Source organism: Pseudomonas sp. PDM17, from assembly GCF_014851985.1.
Classification (GTDB): domain Bacteria; phylum Pseudomonadota; class Gammaproteobacteria; order Pseudomonadales; family Pseudomonadaceae; genus Pseudomonas.
Window position 1 is genome coordinate 666,975 of the sequence record NZ_JACVAT010000004.1, and the last position, 20,101, is coordinate 687,075.

General features: G+C 63.6%; 17 protein-coding genes. 10 read left to right on the forward strand and 7 right to left on the reverse strand.

Annotation, left to right across the window (positions count from 1 at the left end):
* Nucleotides 1-63 precede the first annotated feature (63 nt).
* Nucleotides 64-723 (reverse strand): DUF3313 domain-containing protein, encoded by a 660-nt coding sequence (locus IB256_RS17380; protein ID WP_081519003.1) that lies wholly within the window; start codon nt 721-723, stop codon nt 64-66.
* Nucleotides 724-1,407: 684 nt separating this feature from the next.
* Between IB256_RS17380 and gltP the strand changes: the two genes are divergently transcribed.
* Nucleotides 1,408-2,757: a glutamate/aspartate:proton symporter GltP gene (gene gltP / locus IB256_RS17385; protein WP_081519004.1), complete on the forward strand. Its 1,350-nt coding sequence runs from the start codon at nt 1,408-1,410 to the stop codon at nt 2,755-2,757.
* Nucleotides 2,758-2,865: 108 nt separating this feature from the next.
* Nucleotides 2,866-4,095, forward strand: coding sequence for a nucleoside recognition domain-containing protein (locus IB256_RS17390; RefSeq protein ID WP_192294426.1), 1,230 nt, complete (start codon nt 2,866-2,868; stop codon nt 4,093-4,095).
* On the opposite strand, the gene IB256_RS17395 is transcribed toward IB256_RS17390, so the two are convergent.
* A complete protein-coding gene (locus IB256_RS17395) occupies nt 4,077-4,733 on the reverse strand; it encodes a S1C family serine protease (protein WP_192294428.1) in 657 nt (218 codons plus the stop codon). The genes IB256_RS17390 and IB256_RS17395 overlap by 19 nt on opposite strands.
* 426 nt (nt 4,734-5,159) lie before the next feature.
* On the opposite strand from IB256_RS17395, the gene IB256_RS17400 reads away from it, so the two are divergent.
* From IB256_RS17400 to IB256_RS17415, 4 genes are all read left to right on the forward strand, one after another.
* Nucleotides 5,160-6,461 (forward strand): MFS transporter, encoded by a 1,302-nt coding sequence (locus tag IB256_RS17400; RefSeq protein ID WP_192294430.1) that lies wholly within the window; start codon nt 5,160-5,162, stop codon nt 6,459-6,461.
* A gap of 187 nt (nt 6,462-6,648) precedes the next feature.
* On the forward strand, nt 6,649-7,650 hold the full coding sequence (locus tag IB256_RS17405; protein ID WP_225601788.1) for a glycosyltransferase family 2 protein: 1,002 nt from the start codon (nt 6,649-6,651) through the stop codon (nt 7,648-7,650).
* On the forward strand, nt 7,650-8,621 hold the full coding sequence (locus tag IB256_RS17410) for a glycosyltransferase (RefSeq protein ID WP_192403421.1): 972 nt from the start codon (nt 7,650-7,652) through the stop codon (nt 8,619-8,621). Before IB256_RS17405 ends, IB256_RS17410 begins: the two co-directional genes overlap by 1 nt.
* A gap of 14 nt (nt 8,622-8,635) precedes the next feature.
* On the forward strand, nt 8,636-9,493 hold the full coding sequence (locus IB256_RS17415) for a glycosyltransferase (protein ID WP_285887787.1): 858 nt from the start codon (nt 8,636-8,638) through the stop codon (nt 9,491-9,493).
* On the opposite strand, the gene IB256_RS17420 is transcribed toward IB256_RS17415, so the two are convergent.
* The gene (locus IB256_RS17420; protein ID WP_192403425.1) at nt 9,378-10,688 is read right to left on the reverse strand and encodes an O-antigen ligase family protein; all 1,311 of its coding nucleotides are present in this window, start codon (nt 10,686-10,688) and stop codon (nt 9,378-9,380) included. The two genes, IB256_RS17415 and IB256_RS17420, sit on opposite strands and share 116 nt — an antisense overlap.
* A gap of 356 nt (nt 10,689-11,044) precedes the next feature.
* Between IB256_RS17420 and IB256_RS17425 the strand changes: the two genes are divergently transcribed.
* Nucleotides 11,045-11,596, forward strand: coding sequence for a GNAT family N-acetyltransferase (locus IB256_RS17425; protein ID WP_192403427.1), 552 nt, complete (start codon nt 11,045-11,047; stop codon nt 11,594-11,596).
* 25 nt (nt 11,597-11,621) lie between these two features.
* Here the strand turns inward: IB256_RS17425 and IB256_RS17430 are convergent, their stop codons facing one another.
* The gene (locus IB256_RS17430; RefSeq protein WP_192294437.1) at nt 11,622-12,995 is read right to left on the reverse strand and encodes a M16 family metallopeptidase; all 1,374 of its coding nucleotides are present in this window, start codon (nt 12,993-12,995) and stop codon (nt 11,622-11,624) included.
* Nucleotides 12,996-13,202: 207 nt separating this feature from the next.
* Here IB256_RS17430 and IB256_RS17435 point away from each other — a divergent pair, with 207 nt between their 5' ends.
* Nucleotides 13,203-14,159: an NAD-dependent epimerase/dehydratase family protein gene (locus IB256_RS17435; RefSeq protein ID WP_045213824.1), complete on the forward strand. Its 957-nt coding sequence runs from the start codon at nt 13,203-13,205 to the stop codon at nt 14,157-14,159.
* An 82-nt stretch (nt 14,160-14,241) separates the two neighbouring features.
* Here the strand turns inward: IB256_RS17435 and IB256_RS17440 are convergent, their stop codons facing one another.
* Together IB256_RS17440 and IB256_RS17445 are read right to left on the reverse strand one after the other, a co-directional pair.
* A complete protein-coding gene (locus tag IB256_RS17440) occupies nt 14,242-15,276 on the reverse strand; it encodes an AraC family transcriptional regulator (RefSeq protein ID WP_192403429.1) in 1,035 nt (344 codons plus the stop codon).
* Nucleotides 15,277-15,374: 98 nt separating this feature from the next.
* The gene (locus tag IB256_RS17445; protein ID WP_192294441.1) at nt 15,375-17,099 is read right to left on the reverse strand and encodes a Na/Pi cotransporter family protein; all 1,725 of its coding nucleotides are present in this window, start codon (nt 17,097-17,099) and stop codon (nt 15,375-15,377) included.
* A gap of 339 nt (nt 17,100-17,438) precedes the next feature.
* On the opposite strand from IB256_RS17445, the gene IB256_RS17450 reads away from it, so the two are divergent.
* Together IB256_RS17450 and IB256_RS17455 are read left to right on the forward strand one after the other, a co-directional pair.
* Nucleotides 17,439-18,746 carry a PQQ-dependent sugar dehydrogenase gene (locus IB256_RS17450; RefSeq protein ID WP_192403431.1) on the forward strand — a complete coding sequence of 436 codons (1,308 nt, stop codon included), beginning with the start codon at nt 17,439-17,441 and terminating at the stop codon, nt 18,744-18,746.
* 17 nt (nt 18,747-18,763) lie between these two features.
* Entirely contained in the window at nt 18,764-19,237 is a 474-nt protein-coding gene (locus IB256_RS17455; protein WP_081519014.1) for an LEA type 2 family protein, read from the forward strand.
* A gap of 90 nt (nt 19,238-19,327) precedes the next feature.
* Here the strand turns inward: IB256_RS17455 and IB256_RS17460 are convergent, their stop codons facing one another.
* Nucleotides 19,328-20,086 (reverse strand): TerC family protein, encoded by a 759-nt coding sequence (locus tag IB256_RS17460; protein WP_192294445.1) that lies wholly within the window; start codon nt 20,084-20,086, stop codon nt 19,328-19,330.
* Between the last annotated feature and the right edge of the window lie 15 nt (nt 20,087-20,101).

Here is a 20,101-nt window from a genome sequence, read left to right on the forward strand (position 1 = left end):
GAGCGCTTCATTTCAAATTGCGGCTTTCATGCAGACATACAGAAGCGGCTATGCAGCAGCGGATCACGGCTTGAAGTTGGCCGCGTCGCGCGCCCAGCCATCGAGTACCGGTTTCAGGTCCGTCAGATTCAGGTGAGTGCTGGTGTTCTCCAGCGTCTTGCCAGCGCCCTTGCGCACTACCTTGGCGACCGGTTTGCTGGTCGCGCCATCCAGAGCCTCGAATTCCACGTAGACCTCGGTGTCCTGGTCGCGGGTGCCAATCGCCGTGGTCGTCGCGGCAACCACCAGGGCGATCGGGATCACCTCATAGGCTTTCAGGCCTTCGGTGGAGATGTTCACCCCGGTGATCGCCGTGCGCAGCACCAGGGTGTCGCGATCAGCCTGTTGGACGATGCGGTAGCGGCTGCCCAGCTGCAGCTCGACCTGCTTCTTCAGGTAATCGGGGATTTCGTTGAGGGTCTTCTGGTCGATGTTCTCGTTCGGCTTGGGCGGCGGGTAGTAGACCGGCCGCTCGACCAGTACCGAGCTGTAGTTCTGCAGCTTCAGGTCCGGATCGACCCAGCGCAGCACCGGCTGGCCACTGGGGGAGGTGGCGGGTTTGAGTTGCGAGTAGTCGCCGAGGAAGCCCGAGTATTGCGAGGCGTCCGGTTTCTGGCTGGAGCAGCCGGCCAGCGCCAGGGCGCCAGTGAAAAGCAGGGTGGGTACTACGTAGCGTCGCGTCATAGAGCGTCCTTATCCAGAGTGTCACCGCGTTGTGCTTTCACCACACATTCAACAACCCGTTGCTGCCCGGCTGTCGCGGTCGTGGCGGCAGGGTATCCGCACGCACGCTCGAAGCCGGTTGAACTTCACTGATGTCGGTCAATTCGGAGTGCTGTGGAAACGTCCTACAATCACTCGCCGATTCCCGTCGGTCGATTTACCCGACTTTCCGGGAACCAGCCACCGCCACAATGAAGAGCGGAATCCGGCGACTTATCCACAGGAGCGCCCGCATTCCCGCCAGCCTTGCAGTCGAAGGGCCCTTTGCTCGCCCTCGGCCATCCCTGACGGTCCCCGGACGGCGACCGTACATCCGGTAACAAGAAGCCGAGACGTGAACGTCCCGACCTTCCTGACCGATCAATCCGGGCCATTGATGGCCGTTTTGCACCAAGCCTAGACGGCTTTGAAGAGCGCTGCGTGACAGGCGTTGAGGAACCTGTGTCATGCAGAAAATCAAGGGTCTCGCGACCTGGAACCAAGGTTTCAGATGCCTTTTCCTATGCCGATTGTGCATGGGGTAGGCGTTTCCGGCATTAGACGGGGAAAGGGTGGGTCGGAATCATGCGCCCCTTTTTTCGCTGGCCGTCGGCATCCCGATGGTTCGGCGACCCCGACTTCCACAAGAATCAAGGGTGACTCACTATGGGCAAAGCCAAGCTCAGCCTCGCCTGGCAGATCCTCATCGGCCTGGTACTCGGAATCGCACTGGGCGCCGCGCTCAATCACTTCAGCGCGGAAAAAGCCTGGTGGATCAGCAATATCCTCCAGCCGGCGGGCGACATCTTCATCCGCCTGATCAAGATGATCGTCGTACCGATCGTGATTTCCTCGCTCATCGTCGGCATCGCCGGCATGGGTGATGCGAAGAAACTCGGCCGTATCGGCCTGAAGACCATCATCTATTTCGAAATCATCACCACGGTTGCCATCGTAGTCGGCCTGCTGCTGGCGAACATCTTCCAGCCCGGTGCAGGTATCGACATGAGCACCCTGGGCACTGTGGATATCTCCCAGTACGCGCAGACTGCCAAGGAAGTCGAACACCACCACGCGTTCATCGAGACCATCCTCAACCTGATCCCGTCGAACATCTTCGCGGCGATGGCCCGTGGCGAGATGCTGCCGATCATCTTCTTCTCGGTGATGTTCGGTCTGGGCCTGTCCTCGCTGCCGGCGCCGACTCGCGAGCCGCTGGTGAAGATGTTCCAGGGCGTGGCCGAGGCCATGTTCCGGGTCACCCACATGATCATGCGCTACGCCCCCATCGGCGTGTTCGCGCTGATCGCGGTGACGGTCGCCAACTTCGGCTTCGCCTCGCTGCTGCCGCTGGCCAAGCTGGTGGTCCTGGTGTACTTCGCCATCGCCTTCTTCGCCTTCATGGTGCTGGGCCTGGCCGCACGCCTGTTCGGCTTCTCGATCATCAAGCTGATGCGCATCTTCAAGGACGAACTGGTCCTGGCCTACTCAACCGCCAGCTCCGAGACCGTGCTGCCGCGCATCATCGAGAAGATGGAAGCCTACGGCGCACCCAAGGCGGTGAGCAGCTTCGTGGTGCCCACCGGCTACTCGTTCAACCTCGATGGCTCGACCCTGTACCAGAGCATCGCGGCGATCTTCATCGCCCAGCTCTATGGCATCGACCTGTCCATCGGCCAGCAACTGATGCTGGTGCTGACCCTGATGGTCACCTCCAAGGGCATCGCCGGCGTGCCGGGCGTTTCCTTCGTGGTGCTGCTGGCGACCCTGGGCAGCGTGGGCATTCCGCTGGAGGGTCTGGCCTTCATTGCCGGCGTCGACCGCATCATGGACATGGCGCGCACCGCGCTGAACGTGATCGGCAATGCCCTCGCGGTCCTGGTGATCTCCAAGTGGGAAGGCGTGTACGACGCGCAGAAGGGTGCCCGCTACTGGGAAGCCATGCGCAACGGTCGTGTCGAACAATTCCTTGAAGGGGAAGGTTCCGACAGCAAAGAAAGCCCGGCCATGCATTGACCTGAAAGGGTTAGCCACAAGGCCCCGGTTTCGTCCGGGGCCTTGTCGTTTCTGGCGTAGGACTGGCCCGTGCCGCTATCATCGCGGCCATTCCAAGGGGGACATCGCATGCTCAACGGCCTGTGGCTGGGCTTTTTCATCGTCGCGGCGGTCACCGCGCTTTCCCGCTGGCTGCTGGGGGGCGAGGCCACCGTGTTCGCCGCCATGGTGGAAAGCCTGTTCGCCATGGCCAAGCTGTCGGTAGAGGTCATGGTGCTGCTGTTCGGCACCCTGACGCTGTGGCTGGGCTTCCTGCGCATCGCCGAGAAGGCCGGGCTGGTGGAGAAACTCGCGGTGCTGCTCGGCCCGCTGTTCCGCCGCCTGATGCCGGAAGTGCCCGCTGGCCACCCGGTCATCGGCCTGATCACCCTGAACTTCGCCGCGAACGGCCTGGGCCTGGACAATGCCGCTACGCCCATCGGCCTGAAGGCGATGAAGGCGCTGCAGGAACTCAACCCCAGCAGCACTACCGCAAGCAACGCGCAGATCCTCTTTCTGGTGCTCAACGCCTCGTCGCTGACCCTGCTGCCGGTGACCATCTTCATGTACCGCGCCCAGCAAGGCGCGGTGGACCCGACTCTGGTATTCCTGCCGATCCTGCTGGCCACCAGCGCCTCCACGCTGGTCGGCCTGCTCAGCGTGGCGGTGATGCAGCGCCTGCGCCTGTGGGACCCGGTGGTGCTGGCGTACCTGATTCCCGGTGCGCTGGCGCTGGGCGCCTTCATGGCACTGTTGGCGGGACTGTCCTCCGCCGCGCTGGCGCAGTTGTCCTCGTTGCTGGGCAACCTGACGCTGTTCGGCATCATCATGCTGTTCCTCATCGTCGGCTGGCTGAAGAAGGTGCCGGTGTACGAAACCTTCGTCGAAGGCGCGAAGGAAGGCTTCGACGTTGCCAAGAGCCTGCTGCCGTACCTGGTCGCGATGCTTTGCGCGGTCGGCGTGCTGCGCGCCTCCGGTGCGCTGGAGATGGCACTGGACGGCATCCGCTGGGTAGTCGAAGGCGTGGGCTGGGACACCCGCTTTGTCGATGCGCTGCCCACCGCACTGGTCAAGCCGTTCTCCGGCAGCGCCGCGCGGGCGATGCTGCTGGAGACCATGCAATCCCATGGCGTGGACAGCTTCCCGGCGCTGGTAGCCGCTACCGTGCAGGGCAGTACCGAGACCACCTTCTACGTGCTTGCCGTGTACTTCGGTGCTGTCGGCATCCAGCGTGCCCGACACGCCGTGGGTTGCGCGCTGCTGGCGGACCTGTCCGGCGTGCTGGCGTCCATCGGTGTCTGTTACTGGTTCTTCGCTTGAAGAGCCTGAGCGGCCTTGCGCATCGACTGGGCCTGGAACAGCAACCACTCGCGCTGGATCACGCTATAGGGCACGAATACGCTCAGGCGTGACATACCGGCCAGCTCCGGTCGGTTCGCCGGCGGCCGGAAGCCTGCCTGGAAGCCGATGTTGATCCCCAGCACGCTGCCGTCACTGCCGATCAGCGGCCCGCCGGACATGCCCTTCGCAATAGCCGCGTCGTGCACGCCGTAGCGTTCGCCGCTGGCGGAACCGTCATCGACGAAGGGCACCGGCCAGACCTTGCCCCTGCTGCTCATCGGAATCAGCAAAGAACTGCTGCCCAGCGCCGTGACCACCTCGCCTGCGCGGAACTGGCGCCATTGCGGCAGGGCACCGTCAGCCTTGTGCGCGATGAACAGCAGGTCGCAGCCGGTGCTGCAGCGATAGGCCTGGTTGCGCAGGAAAGGCGTATGAGCGGCGGTCACGGCGTAATCGGCATTCCATTGCACCGCCGAGGCGACGATGAAGCCCGGAATCGGTGGTCCGGAGAGGACAGTGAAGTAGCGCTCCGTCAGGCGGCCATCGGTTTCCGGTGAGACCCAGCCGTTGCAGCCGGCGAGGGAACACAGCAACAAAATTCCCCACAGATTCTTCATGTGAAAGCTCTCCTTTTTTGTGGGAAAGCTAACTTCTAATCCAGGAAATTTCTTATATAAAAATAAGATTCTTACTTGCGATATTTCATCGGTAATTATCTTGAATAATGAAAACTTCCTACAGTTAATTGCGTAGGAAGTTAAATATGTAAAGGGTCAAGTAACTTCTCTGTTGATTTTAATATATTCAGATGAATGAGAGCTCTATCGCTAAACACAATCTTCCGACGAACGGGCACGAAGCTTTCGCCAATCTTTCAATCTCAGTAAATATGGGCCTTTCAGCCATTTTCTGATTGTCGAGCCGAGGCTTTTACACATAGGGTTACAAATCAATCGCCCATCCAGTGCCTGCCTGCCGCGGATGGGGATCATCGATTTCCCTGCCGGGAAGTCCCCCGTGTAACAGCCCTGAGTGATGTTCTTATGGCCTCGAACAACTCCAAAGCCAAAGCCGTCTTCCGTGTGGTGAGTGGCAACTTCCTCGAGATGTATGACTTCATGGTGTATGGCTTCTATGCCACCGCCATTGCCAAGACCTTCTTCCCCGGCGATGACCCCTTCGCCTCCCTGATGCTGTCGCTGGCGACCTTCGGCGCCGGCTTCCTGATGCGCCCGCTCGGCGCCATCTTCCTCGGCGCCTATATCGACCGCCACGGTCGCCGCCAGGGTCTGATCATCACCCTCGGCCTCATGGCCATGGGCACCCTGCTGATTGCCTTCGTCCCGGGCTATGCCACGCTCGGAGTGGCGGCGCCGCTGCTGGTGCTGTTCGGCCGGCTGCTGCAGGGCTTCTCCGCGGGCGTCGAGCTGGGCGGCGTGTCGGTGTACCTGGCGGAAATAGCCCCCCCCGGCAAGCGCGGCTTCTTCGTCAGCTGGCAGTCGGCGAGCCAACAGGTCGCCGTGGTCTTCGCCGGCCTGCTGGGAGTGATCCTCAACCACTGGCTGAGCCCGCAGGACATGGGCGAATGGGGCTGGCGCGTGCCCTTCTTCGTCGGCTGCCTGATCGTCCCGGCGCTGTTCATCATCCGCCGCTCGCTGGAGGAAACTCCCGAGTTCCAGCAGCGCAAGCATCGTCCGACCCTGAGCCAGGTGCTGCGCTCCATCGGCCAGAACTTCGGCCTGGTGCTGGCCGGCACCGCCATGGTGGTGATGACCACCGTGTCCTTCTACCTCATCACCGCCTACACCCCGACCTTCGGCAAGAACGAACTGCACCTGTCGGACTTCGACAGCCTGCTGGTGACCATGTGCGTGGGCCTGTCCAACTTCATCTGGTTGCCGCTGATGGGCGCGGTATCCGATCGTATCGGGCGCAAGCCGCTACTGCTGGCCGCCACCGTGCTGGCGCTGGCCACCGCCTACCCGATGCTGTCCTGGCTGGTGGCCGAGCCGAGCTTCGCGCGCCTGCTGGAAGTGGAGCTGTGGCTGTCCTTCCTCTATGGCAGCTACAACGGCGCGATGGTCGTCGCGCTCACCGAGATCATGCCGGCGGACGTGCGCACCACTGGCTTCTCCCTGGCCTACAGCCTGGCGACAGCGACCTTCGGCGGCTTCACCCCGGCGGTCTGCACCTGGCTTATCCACACCCTGGACAACAAGGCTGCGCCGGGTATCTGGCTCAGTGGCGCGGCGGCCCTCGGCCTGCTCGCCACGCTGGTGCTGTTCCGCAAAGGGGCCGCTAGAACAAGGCAGGGATTCGCCGCTCTGGAATCGTCCAGCACTTGATCCAATCGAGCGGGGAAATGAGGTTATCGTCGGTCAAATAAGGTAGAAAATTCCAAGAATAGGGTGTGAATGTCCTGAAACGTTCCTGCGCGCCGGGATAGCCGGATTCTGCGTGATAGCTTTCCGACTTCTTTGCCGGCGCCGCTTCCTGACGGGCCGGCTTTCGTCTTTTCGAGGTCGATTCGGGATGCCTATCAGCCATCTTCACAAGGAATTTCTGCCTGCTGCTCATGGCGCCTCACCCTCCCTGCGCCGCCAGGGCAGGTCGACGGTCAGTGAGCGGATGCCTGCGGATAGCCTGCTGCTGAGTGTGATTATTCCTGCCTATAACTACGCCCGGTTGTTGCCGCGCGCCCTGGCATCGGTGATGAGTCAAGCCGACCTGCGGGTTGAACTCATCGTCGTGGATGACGGCTCCAGCGATGACACGCCGGCCCTGTTGCGCGAAGCCCAAACGCTCTATGGGCCGTCCCTGATCGTGCTTCAGCAGGCTAACGCCGGTGCGGCGTCGGCGCGCAATCACGGGTTGCGGACCTGCCGCGGCAGGCATGTGCTGTTCCTTGATGCCGACGATGAACTGTTACCCAACGCCGTGGCGACCGTCCTCGATATCCTGGCAGCACGTCCCTCGCTGGACCTGCTGTTGGGCGGCAACATCAAGTGCGATCCCGACGGCCGCGAGAAGCGCTTCATGCCCGGCAGCCTGGCGAGGCAGCCGCGGCAACGGCTGAAGGACTATCTGCTGTTCAAGCGTATCGCCATCGGCCACGGTTACATGGTCGCCAGTCGCAGGATGCTGCAGACCCGGTGGTATCCGGAGCATTTCCGCTGCAACGAGGACGTTCCCGTCTTCGCTTACCTGCTGGCCCATGGGCAGGTCGCCAGTCTCCCGTTCGCGCTGGCGCGCATACACAAACACCCGGGCAGCCTGCGCCATCAACTGGCCGCCGACCAGGAAATGGACCTGCAACTGGTGGACGAAGTGTTTATGGGGTTGCCGGAGAGTTGCCTCGATCTGCGTTCCCGCTATTGCGCCCAGCGAAGTCTGTCGCTGTTCCGCAGCGCCTGCCTGGCCGGCAAGCGCGACGCGGCCCGTGGCTATTACCGGCGGGCTTTGAGCCAGGATCTTCGCCAGGCATTACGCCTGACATACCTGAAAAAGGCCCTGCGTCTCTGGCTGGCATGCTGATGCCGGTCCTGGTGCTGACCGCCGAGAAGAGGCTGCCTGATCTGACGGGGTTCTATCGCTCGCTGGGCAGCCTGCTGGAACTCGATATCCACCGGCTGGACAAGGCACAGCAATCGAATCTGCGCCGGACCCTGCGAGTGATCGATCTCGATCGTTACTCACGCGTTCTGCTTGACCTGCCTTTCCGCCAGGTGCATCGCCAATGGCGGACGTTGCGTCGGCTGCCGGGCTTACTGATCTACGACGAGGACGCCTGTCAGAACTACCTGGCCAACTCCCGCTGGCACGGTGCATTCAGCCAGCTTTATCGGCGCGTGCCAAACGCTCAGGTGGTGGTGACCGGTGCCCGGATCGCCGAGCGACTGGGCGAGGAAGGATTCGATGCGCACTGGTTGCCGAAGGGGTACGACTCGCAGCAGGTGTATTTTCAGGCCGGCGAACGAGATATCGAGCTCGGCTTCATCGGCCGGACCTCCAGCAAGGTCTACAGCGGTCGGCAGGAGCTGCTCGCGGCACTGGCTGCAGAGGAGCACCTGCAGATGTTGCGGACCGAGCCCGGCGCAGACTACCGCGCCGCCCTGAACCGCATCCGCTTCTTCATCAGCGCCGACGTCGGCCTGGGCGAGTACATGGCGAAGAATTTCGAGGCCATGGCCTGCGGCTGCGTTTTGCTGGCCTGGCGCCAGGGTCAGGAAGAGCAACGACTCGGCCTGGAGCACGGGCGTCACTTGCTGCTGTATTCGAGCCTCGCCGAACTGCGGGATCACCTTTCGCGCTTGCGCGGCGACCCGCGCTGGGCTGCGGACATCGCCGATCAGGGCCGGGCCTGGACAGAAGCCCGGTACAGCTACGCCCACATGGCCGCCTGCATGGCAAAACTGCTGATGGATCCCCGCCCGTTCAAACCTGCGGTCATCCGTTCCTCCTGGTGGCGCAGCCTGATACGCAGAGCAGTTCTGAGACCGATATGACCGAAGAATCCCCGATGAACGAACCTCTGGTCAGTGTGATCATCGCCTCATACAACCACGGACCCTACATAGAGGCTTCCATCGCGAGCGTCCTGGCGCAGACTTACCCCCATATTGAGTTGTTGGTCGTTGACGATGGTTCGAGCGATGACAGTGTGCAGCGAGTCCGCCGGCTGCAGGCTCTCCACGGATTCGATTTTCAGGTGCAGGCCAACCAGGGGTTGTCGCGGACGCTCAACGCCGCCATCGCCAGGGCCCGGGGAGGCCTGATCGCCCCGTTCGGGTCGGACGACGTCATGCTGCCCGGGCGTATCGCGGCCCAGGTCGCCTATCTGGCGGACAAGCCCGACGTCGGCATCTGCGCCGGCGGCATCCAGGAGATCGACGCTCAGGGCGCGAATAGAGGACAGGCACAGTGCCATGGAAACCGGCGTCTGGACTTCGAGGATGTCTTCCTCGATCGCAAAAAGGGCGCACCTGCGCCTACGCTGTTGTTCCGCCGCGAGGCGCTGGAGCGGGTGGGAGGCTTCGATCCCGCCATACGCCTGGAGGATCTGCTGATCGAGTTGCGTATCACCCGGGCGGGTTACTTCATCGATGTGCTGGATGAAGTCCTCGCCCTTTACCGGGTGCATGGCGATAACACGTACCTGAACTACCGCTTCATGACTCAGAATATTCTGCAGACCTATGCTCAGTTTGCAGACCATCCGGCGTACGAAACGGTACGCCTGCGTTTCCTGCGATCCATGGCCCTCAAGTGCGCTCGCCGGGACAAGGCACTGGCGCGCGAGCTGCTGGCGAAGCTGCCTCTGCAGGCCTGGAATTCGAAGGCGATCCGGGCGCTGCTGCGCCTGAAGTTTTCCCGCTGATCGCCTTGCTCTGGCGGGCAATCCACAAGCCAGCCAGCATCGCCAGGGGTATCCAGATTAGGAACCAGTGCTCTTTCGGTCGCGAGATGAAGGAGCCCCCCTCGGTCATGCCAGCTGTGAGGCCGAACACCAGCAAGGCTGAAACTCCGCGGACCCTGGCGCATTGGCGCTCGCGAATGCAGTAGGCCAGTGCCACGCCGTACATCAGCGTCCATAGCGCCCAGCCCGCCAGGCCGCCGCAGATGAGGACAGCCAACTGGATGTTGTGAGGTTCGGCGAACGCATCGGGAATGTCTTCAAGCTTGATGCGGATCGGATGCTCCAGACCGTGGCCGAACCAGGGCGATTCCTGGAATTGCCGTAGGGCCTCGCTCCAGATCTGCGGGCGGTAGGAATAGCCTCGCTGCAGCAACGTTTCGGGATGAATGCAGAACACCGCTGCGCTTGCGCAGGCCACGCAGGCCAGCAACAGCAGGCTCTTTCGATTGACATCGAGCAGGGTCAGCCAGAGCAGGGTGACGGCCAGCCCGACCAGGGGTGTCCGCGATCCGGTGGCCAGGATCAGCATCGACAGGATCAAGACCGAGGTGATCGGAATCAGCGGAAGCCTACGTTGATCGGAGAGCCAGCTGGCCAGCCACCACGCTGTGAAAAAACCATAGACATGGGAGGTCAGCAGCGGGTTGTAGAGTGCGCCGTACCCTGCCAGGCGGACCTCCGGGATGCCCTGCTGGAGCAGGTTGTAGTTGCTGTGCAAGAACCATAGCAGCGAGCCGAGAGCGCACAGGCTGCTGGCCAGGGCGGCCAGTTGCGTGGACCTTGTCAGAGCGTCGGAGGAGCGTTGTGTGAGCAGCGCACAGAGGGAAAACAGCAGAAAGATGTACAGCGGGCGCTTGATGATCCCTGCGACCGAGTTGTCTGTGTCGCTCCATTGCAGCGACAGCATCATGTAGGCGGAGAACGCGAGGAAACACTGCACCAGCGGATTGCGCAGCAGGTCGAGCACGGACTGCGGACGACACAGCAGGGCGACGAAGGTGGGAAGCGCGACCAGCAAGTAATAGAGCTTGTGGTAGTAGGTACGATCGGAGGTCCAGAACATTCCTGTCAGCAGGCAGAACCAGCCGAAGGGAAGAATGAAGCCTGTCAGCCAGGCAAAGGTCGTATTTGCGAGCGAGGGGCGTAAAAGGGGCATCGGGTGGGGTTTTCCGGGCGCGGCTATCTGCGCAGGGAGGCGATTGAGACGTTGGCAGGTGCCAGGGTTCGTCGGCTGATGACCTGGGACTGCGCCGCAATCGGAGCGAATCCGCGGGACGGGTGGGCAGACAAAATGGATTGCCCGGAGCCGGACGCCGAGAGTACTGATCCTGTGGGCGCGCGGGCGCCTAGCTGGAGTGCTTGGGAATTTTCTGGCGAAAGATTCGTCTGGAAGGCTGCGACGTTCTGCCCCAGCACGCTTCCGGGCAGCATTGACATAAGTCAGGCTCGACCGGCACTTGCAGGAGAAGGATAGGGTCATCCCAATCCCTCTTCGCCAGCGGAGAACGCGTCATGATGACCCACACCACCGCCGAGCTCGCAGCCCTCGGGGCTGTTGGCGCCGATCACTGGATAGAAACCCTCGACGACGGCAGCCATGTGCTGATCCGCCCGTTGCGCGTGGAAGATCGCGAGCGCGAGCGCCTGTTCCTCGAACGCCTGTCCCCCATGACCCGCAAGTTCCGCTTCCATGGCGAAGTGAAGATCGACGACAAGTTGCTCGATCGCCTCATGGACGTCGACTACCAGACCACCATGGCCTTCATCGCCCTGACCCATGTGGATGGTGAACTGCGCGAAGTCGGCATCAGTCGCTACGCGGCTGTGGATAACCAGCAGTGCGAATGCGCGGTGACCGTCGCCGACGAGTTCAAGCAACTGGGTCTTGGTCTGGCGCTGATGCGCCACCTGATCGACGTGGCCAAGCGCAACGGTTTCCACCAGATGTACTCGATCGACTCGTCCATGGACCGCGACATGCGTGACATGGCCCGCGAACTGGGCTTCCGCGCGCAGGTCGACCCGGACGATTCCTGCCAGGTCATTCGCCGCCTCGCACTCTGAAGTCTGAAGGCAATCCGACGGGGTTTCAGCCCCGTCGGCGCCACAGCGCCAGGCCCAGTAGCACTGCCAGCAACACCGCGCCCAGCGCCGCCAGCGGATAGACCATATCGTCATCCAGCAGCGGCTTCTCGATGCGCAGATAACCCTCGTCCTTGAACAACTGCTTCGCCACGTCGTTGGCGTGGGCCAGGCTGACCTTCGCCAGGCGCTTGTCCTCGTCCGGGAACTTGCCGTCGTCGAAGTCCGCCAGTGCGCCCCAGTAGTAATCCGCCAGTGTCGAATTGCCCGGCGTGCTCCAGGCCAGTTGAGCCCGCGCCACGCGCTGGATGCGGGCGAAGCGCTGAGGGTCGAGGCCGTCGTGGCGGATCTTCTCCACCAGCTCCCTCAGGGCCTTTTGCGCCACCTCCTGCTCATCCCGCTCGACATTCGCGTTGAGGCTCATGAAGCCCTGGTTGGCCCAGGCGGTGCGTTCGCTCCAGGGACCGTACGACAGCTCGCGGCGTACGCGCAGCTCGGTGTAGAGCGCATCGTTCAGGTAGGCCTGCAGCAGGTCCAGCGTGGCGCCGTCGGCATCCTCGGGCTCGGGGAATATCCAGTGCAGGACAGCGCTCTCGCCGAACAACCCGGTGGTCAGGTTTCGCTGGCGCTCGGCGCCTTTCTTCATCTGCGGCAGGTCGCGGCGCTCCGGCGTGTCGTGATCGACGAGAGCGCCATAGGTGCGTCCCAGGTAGACCGGAAGGCGCGGGTCGAGGTCGCCGACGATGATCAGGGTCATGTTGCCGGGGACGTACCAGTCCTTGCGCAACTGCTCCAGCTGGGCCTGGGTGAGGTTATCCACAGGCGCGCGCTCATCGCAGGACAGCCCCAGCTCCACGGCCAGCTGTTCCTGCCCGGCGCGGCTGACGTTCTGGTGATCCAGCCAGCGCTGCAGGTGCGAATAGTGGCCGCCGTCCTCGCGCACCAGCACCTGCTTGGCGGAGGCGATCTTGCGCTGGTCGAGCTGGGTGCGGGTGATGATTTCCAGCAGCAGGTCCAGCACCTGGCGTTGGGTGGCGGCGGGGGATTCGACGACGAAGGCGGTATCACCCTCGCTGGTATAGGCGTTCCACTGACCGCCCAGGGCCTGCATCCGCGCTTCCAGGTCGGCCTCGTCGCCGCCGTCCAGGCCACTGAAGAACAGGTGTTCCATCAGGTGCGGCAGCTGCCGGTCGCGGCAACTGAAATCGCTGAAGCCGACGCCGACGATCAGGCGGATCGACACGTGGCCCTTCTCGCCGGTGGGCTTGAACAGCACGCCCATGCCGTTCGCCAACTGGTAGGCCTCGACCGTCTGTCGCTGGTCCGCATGGGACCAGGCGCTGAGCAGCAGGGACAGCAGGGGGACGAACAACCAACGCATGAGCGGTGTGCCTGAACGCAAAGCCGTGAGGATAGCGGATTGACCGGCGCGAACCCACCGCGTTCAACCTTTGTCGGGTGGCATCTTCGGTCATGGACGCTGGCTTGCAAGGTCACTGTCGCTGTCGGACCACGACACTACGCTCAGATCATCTAACCTCAGTGATGGACCCGTCGTTCGTTCCGCGCGGAGCGATCTGGAGGCTACATGCGTGTCCTGGTTACCGGCGCCGCGGGAATTCTCGGGCAGAGTCTGCTCAATGAGCTTGCCGTCCAGCATCTGGACTGGACGCTCATTGCCGCCGATATGCAGCGGATCAAGTCCCAGGGCCTGCGGCCGAACATCGAGCCGGTAACGCTGGACCTCAGCGTGGCCGCCAATACGCGGGCCTGCGTGGAACACTGGAAGCCCGATGCGATCGTGCACCTGGCCGCGGTGGTGAATCCGCCGCGGGAGATGACGCCGCAGAAGCGCCATGCCATCGAGGTCGGTGGCACCCGCGCGCTGATCGAGGCGGCGCGGGACACCGGCGTCCAGCAACTGATAGTGACCAGTTCCGGCGCCGCTTATGGATTCCACCGCGACAACGCCGAATGGATCGACGAATCGCATCCGCTGCGCGGCCATCCCCACCTGCTCCACGCCCGCTGCAAGCAGGAGATCGAGCAACTGCTGGCCAACGCACGGGAGCGTTATCCACAGCTCAAGCAGCTGATTCTGCGCCCTGGCACCATCCTTGGCCGGCGTGTGCATAACCCGCTGGCCGAACTCTTCGCCCGCCCCACCCTGGTGGGAGTGCTGGGACATCGCAGCCGCTTCGTGTTCATCTGGGACCAGGACGTGGTGAACGTGATCCGCCAGGGACTGGAGCGCGGCAGTGAGGGCATCTACAACCTCGCCGGCGACGGCGCTTTGTCCATGCGCGAGATCGCCGGCCTGCTCAACAAACCTTACCGGTCCATGCCGGCAAGCTTGATGCGCGTGGGCTTGGGACTCCTCAAGCCGCTGGGGCTGTCGCGCTTCGGGCCCGAACAGGTGGACTACCTGCGCTACCGGCCAGTGCTGGACAACCGTCGGTTGAAGGAAGAGTTCGGCTATGAACCGCGCTATTCCAGCCGCGAGGCTTTCCTGGCCTATCTCGCGGCGCGTGGCCCGCACGGTTGATTCCCAGGCTGTGTAAAACCTGTAGACAAGTCTGTTGAAAAGCCTGTGAGCCACCCACTGGGATCGGCCCTGACGGCGCTCGTCAGTTCTCCGCCTGGCGCCGCCGCTGGCGGTACTCGCCCGGCGTCAGCCCCGTCCAGTGGCGGAAGGCGCGGAAGAACACGCTGGGCTCGGAATAACCGAGCAGGGCGGCGATGTCCGTGGCCGGCAGGTTGCCTTCCCCCAGGTAGCGCTCCGCCAGTTGCCGCCGGGTATCGGCCAACAGCTGTTGATAACTGCTGCCTTCCTCCGCCAGCCGGCGCTGCAGCGTGCGTTCGCTCAGGCCCAGTTCGCTGGCGACAGCGGCACGGCCGGGTTCGCCGCGGGTCAGTTGCTCGCCGAGCAGGGCAACTACCCGCCCACTGACACTGGCGCTGGGCAGGCGGGCGAGCAAGCCCTCCGCGTGCTGGCGCAGCAGGTCGCGCAGTGGTGGGTTGGCCTGCGGCAATGGAGCGTCGATGAGCGCACGGGGTAGGCCCAGGGCGTAGTCCGTTGCGTCGAAGTACAGTGGGCAGTCGAAGGCTTTTTCGTAGTCCGCGAGGCTTTCCGGCTGACTGTGCATGAAACGGCAGCCGGCCAGTTGCAGACCGCTGAGCAGGGCGCGCAATTGCCGCGACCAGAACCCCAGCAGCGCCAGCGCGCGGGCACGGGTGGCCGGCGCCTCCGGGTTCAGCGGGCGGTAGCTCACCCAGATGATCTCGGCCTGGGCCTCGATGGTTACCTGGCCGCCCTCTCCCACCAGGCGCTGGTAGCGCATGGCCGATTCGAGGGCGTCACCCATCGTGGTGCTCGACTGCAGCAGGTAGCCCAGCGCGCTGAAGGATGCCGGCGACAGTGCGCGGCCCATGGCCAGGCCGGGCTCGTCATGCTTCAGGTCGGTCTGGATCACCTGCCACATGCGCTCCTGCAATGCGAAGTCTATGCGCGCGTCCGGGTCGCTGAGCTGGGATTCCTGAATACCGCTGGCGGCGAGCAGGGCGTCGCGGTTCAGACCGAGACGCACAGCCGCCAGCAGGATGGCCTGGGTCAGGCTGGCGCTGACCGAGGGAGGGCGTTGGGATTGAGTGCATGCTTCCATGGCGGCGGATTCTGCCCGAACCCTGGGCGTCGTGATATCAGGACTTTGTAGGGGCTGGCGAAGGTTCCGACGGAACGTTCGCACAGGCCCCCTGGCCATCAACCCGTCGCACTGGAGCCGGGGGGAGCCGGCCGCTGGTGATCCTGTACCGCTTCGACTTCGCGTTCGACGAAGTCCTCGTCTTCCACAGGTTCGCCGATTGCCGAACTGCTGGCATCGGGGTTGTCCAGAACAGCATAGGCGATGGCGCAGAACAGCGAGTTCAAGCGTTTCATGTCGCTGATCAGGTCAAGGTGCAGCGAGCTGGTCTCGATGCTCTGCACCACCTGCTGGCGCAGGCGGTCGACGTGGGAGTGGGCGAACCGCCGTTCCTGCAGGCGGAAGCGCTGCTTGGCGCGGCGCAGGCGCTTGGCGCCTTCCTGGTCGCCATTGAGGAACACCGAGAGCGACAGGCGCAGGTTGGCCACCAGTTGGCCGTGCAGCACGGTGATCTCCTCCAGGCCGTTGTCGGAGAAGGAGCGGCTGCGCGAAGTCTTCTTGTCCTGCACGGCGCCGAGCATGTGCTCGATGATGTCGCCGGCCTGCTCCAGGTTGATCGCCAGCTCGATGATCTCCGCCCAGCGGCGGCTGTCGGCTTCGCTCAGGTCCTCGCGGGGCATGCGCGCCAGGTACAGCTTGATCGCGGTGTAGAGCGCGTCGACATCGTCGTCCTGCTTGCGGATTTCCTTGCCCAGCAGCGGGTCGCCGCTGTGGATAACCTGCATCAGGTTGTTCAGCATCTGCTCGACGATATCGCCCATGCGCAGGGTTTCGCGCACCGCGTTGACCAGCGCCAGGCTCGGCGTATCCAGCGCTGCCGGGTCGAGGTGGCGTGGGCGCACGGTGTCTTCCGGGGAGTGGCGGTCGGGCATGATGCGTGTGCAGAACGCCGCCATCTGCCCGGTCAGCGGCAGGCAGGCGAGGCAGCGGGTGGCGTTGTAGAGCACGTGGAAGGCGATCACCAGTTCGGCGGTGCTGAACTGCCAGTGGTCGATCCACTCGGCCAGCGGGCCCACCAGCGGCAGCACCAGGGCGCAGCCGGCGACCTTGAACAGCAGGCTGCCCAGCGCCACGCGGCGACCGGCGGCGTTCTGCGAGGAAGCACTGATCATCGCCAGGATGCCGCTGCCCAGGTTGGCGCCGACCACCAGGCACAGCGCCACCTTCAGCGAGATCACCTTGGACGCCGCCAATGTCGCCGTGAGCAGCACGGCGGCCAGGCTGGAGTAGGAAATCATCGCGAACAGCGCGCCGGTCAGGGCGTCCAGCATCACGTCGCCGGTGAGGCTGGAGAACAGCACCTTCACGCCCTTGGCCTGGGTCATGGGCTCGGCGGCGGCGACGATCAGCTGCAACGCAAGGATGATCAGCCCCAGGCCGATGAACACGCGGCCGATCTGGCCGAGGCGCGTCTGCTTGCGGCCGAGGAAGAAGATCACCCCGAAGAAGATCAGCAGCGGCGACAGCCAGGACAGGTCCAGGGTCAGCACCCGTGCCATCAGCGCCGTGCCGACGTCGGCGCCGAGCATGATCGCCAGCGCTGGCGCCAGGGCCATCAACCCGGTGGCGACGAAGGAGGTGGCCAGCAGCGCCGTGGCGTTGCTGCTCTGCACCAGAGCGGTGACGCCGATGCCGGCGGCGAAGGCCAGCGGGCGCTTCTCCACGCTGCGGCTGAGGATTTTTCGCAGGTTGCTGCCGTAGACCCTGAGAATGCCGGTGCGGACGATATGTGTGCCCCACACCAACAGGGCGACGGCAGAGAGCAGATCGAGCAGTTTGAGCATGTCGGGCCCCCTCGCACTCAAGCGGGCCCGTGGGCGGTGCGTCCGTCAACGGACCCTGTAACGACCTCGCCCGCGGCTCCGTACAGACAGCGCGGAGGGCCGAGAAGGACACGGCAACGCTCAGGCGATTGTCACAAGACTGTCATGGTAGACCCTCGTTCTTCCTTGAGGGTTCGCCAAATCTCTGATTTGCCGGCAATCCTGTCTGTCAGTAAAGCCGATCAAAAGCGGATGCGAGCGCCTTTGCATCGGTTAATTCGCACGGAATGGCGAGCGGTAATGTCTAGACTGCCTGTCCACTTGCTGAAAGAAACACACCAAGGGTCGAGGAGTAGTCCCATGCGTTGGTCGTTCCCCCTCCTGATTGCGCTGGCGGTTACCGGTTGTGGCGACAAGTCGGCGTTACCATTCACCGCCGGTACCGGGCCGCAACCGCAGCTGCCGGAACCGCAGAGCAGCCTGCTGCCTACCGTCAACATCGCCAATGCCACCGGCTGGCCCGCCGACCAGAAGCCGCGCGCGGCCGAAGGCCTGGAAGTGCAGCGCTTTGCCGAGAAGCTCGAGCACCCGCGCTGGCTCTACGTGCTGCCCAACGGCGACGTGCTGGTGGCGGAAAGCTCGGCGCCACCCAGGGAAGAGTCCGGCGGACTGAAGGACTGGGTCGCCGGCAAGGTGATGGAGAAGGCCGGCGCCAACGTACCTAGCGCCAACCGCATCACCCTGCTGCGCGATGCCGATGGCGACGGTGTGCCGGAGCAGCGCAGCGTGCTGCTCGAGGGGTTGTTCTCGCCTTTCGGCATGGCCCTTGTGGATAACTGGCTGTACGTCGCCAATGCCAACGCGGTGGTGCGTTTCCCCTACAAGACCGGTGAGACGACTATCAGCGCCAAGGCCGAGAAGGTCGTCGACCTGCCGGGCGGGCCGATCAACCACCACTGGACCAAGAACATCCTCGCCAGCCCCGACGGCCGCTACCTCTATGCCACCGTCGGCTCCAACAGCAACGTCGGCGAGAACGGCCTGGATGCGGAGAAGAACCGCGCGGCGATCCTGCAGATCGACCTGTCCAACCGCAACGTGCGGGTGTTCGCCTCCGGCCTGCGCAACCCCAACGGGCTGGATTGGGAGCCCAACAGCGGCGCCCTGTGGACAGCCGTCAACGAACGCGACGAACTGGGCAACGATCTGGTGCCCGACTACATGACCTCGGTGAAGGACGGCGGCTTCTACGGCTGGCCCTGGAGTTATTACGGCCAGCATGTGGATAAACGCGTTGAGCCGCCGCGCCCGGACAGGGTGGCGGAGGCGCTGGTGCCGGATTACGCCCTCGGCGCGCACACCGCTTCCCTAGGCCTTGCCTTCTATCAGGGCAGCCTGCTGCCGGAGCGCTATCGTGGCGGGGTATTTATCGGCCAGCACGGCTCGTGGAACCGCAAGCCGCGCAGCGGCTACCAGGTGGTGTTCATCCCCTTCGGCGGCGGCAAGCCCAACGGCCAGCCGGTGACGGTGCTGGACGGCTTCATCAACGACAACGACGAAGCCATGGGCCGGCCGGTCGGCGTCGCTGTGGATAAGTTCGGCGGCCTGCTGGTGGCCGACGATGTGGGTAACACCGTCTGGCGCCTGCGCCCGGCGACCCTGAAGTGAATCGACAAGGAGAAAGCATGGCGATTGCCCGGCGTATTGCCCTGATGACTTTGCTGCTGGCGCTGGGCGCCTGCAGCAGCCTGTTCGGCACGCGCGACCCGCTGAACATCGATCTGGTCGGCCTGGAGCCGGCCACCGGGCAGGGCATGGAAGCGCGCTTCACGGTCAAGCTGCGGGTGCAGAACCCCAATGACCAGGCCATCGACTACAACGGCATCGCCCTGGACCTGTCGGTGAACGGCCAGCCGTTGGCCAGCGGGGTGAGCGACGCCAGCGGGCAGGTGCCGCGCTTCGGCGAAACAGTGATCAGCGTGCCGGTGAGCATCTCGGCCTTTTCCGCCTTCCGCCAGGCCTGGGGCCTGTCCGGCGGGCCGCCGCGCCAGGGCATGCCCTACGAGATCAACGGCAAGCTGGCGGGTGGCCTGTTCGGCACGGTGCGCTTCAACGACAAGGGCGTGCTGAACTGGCCGGAGCCGGTCGCACGCCCTTGACGTCGAGCTGCTGTGGATAAGCCAGGCTGTGGATAGCCCGGCTTTTTATTGCCCGGCTGTTATTCACCGCCGGTGGATAACACTCGTGAATTACTGCCCCGGAATGTCCTTGCGCAGTTTCACCGGGTCTTCCTTCTTGCCGCGCGCGGTGCGCATGCGAATGTTCAGCGCTTCCACCGCCAGCGAGAAGGCCATGGCGAAGTAGACATAGCCCTTGGGCACGTGGACTTCGAAGGCTTCGGCGATCAGCACGGTGCCGACCACGATGAGGAACGACAGCGCCAGCATCTTCAGCGACGGGTGTTTGTCGATGAAGTCGCTGATGGCGCCGGCCGCCAGCATCATCACCAGCACCGCGACAACGATCGCCGCGACCATCACCGGCACGTTGGAGACCATGCCCACGGCGGTGATCACCGAGTCCAGCGAGAACACGATGTCGATGATGGCAATCTGGATGATGGTGCCGATGAAGCCGCCCATCACGCTCTTGGGTTCGCCCTCGGCTTCATCCTCGCCTTCCAGGCCATGGAAGATCTCGCTGCTGCTTTTCCACAGGAGGAACAGGCCACCGAAGAACAGGATCAGGTCGCGCCCGGAGATGCCCTGGCCGAAGACCTGGAACAGGTCCGCGGTGAGGCGCATGACCCAGGTGATCGACAGCAGCAGCAGGATGCGCGTGACCATCGCCAGCGCCAACCCGAAGAAGCGCGTGCGCGGCTGCATGTGCTTGGGCATGCGGCCGACCAGGATGGAAATCATGATGATGTTGTCGATGCCCAGGACGATCTCCAGGGCGGTCAGGGTAAAGAACGCAATCCAGATTTCAGGGCTGGTGAGCCATTCCATTTAATCGGTACTCGA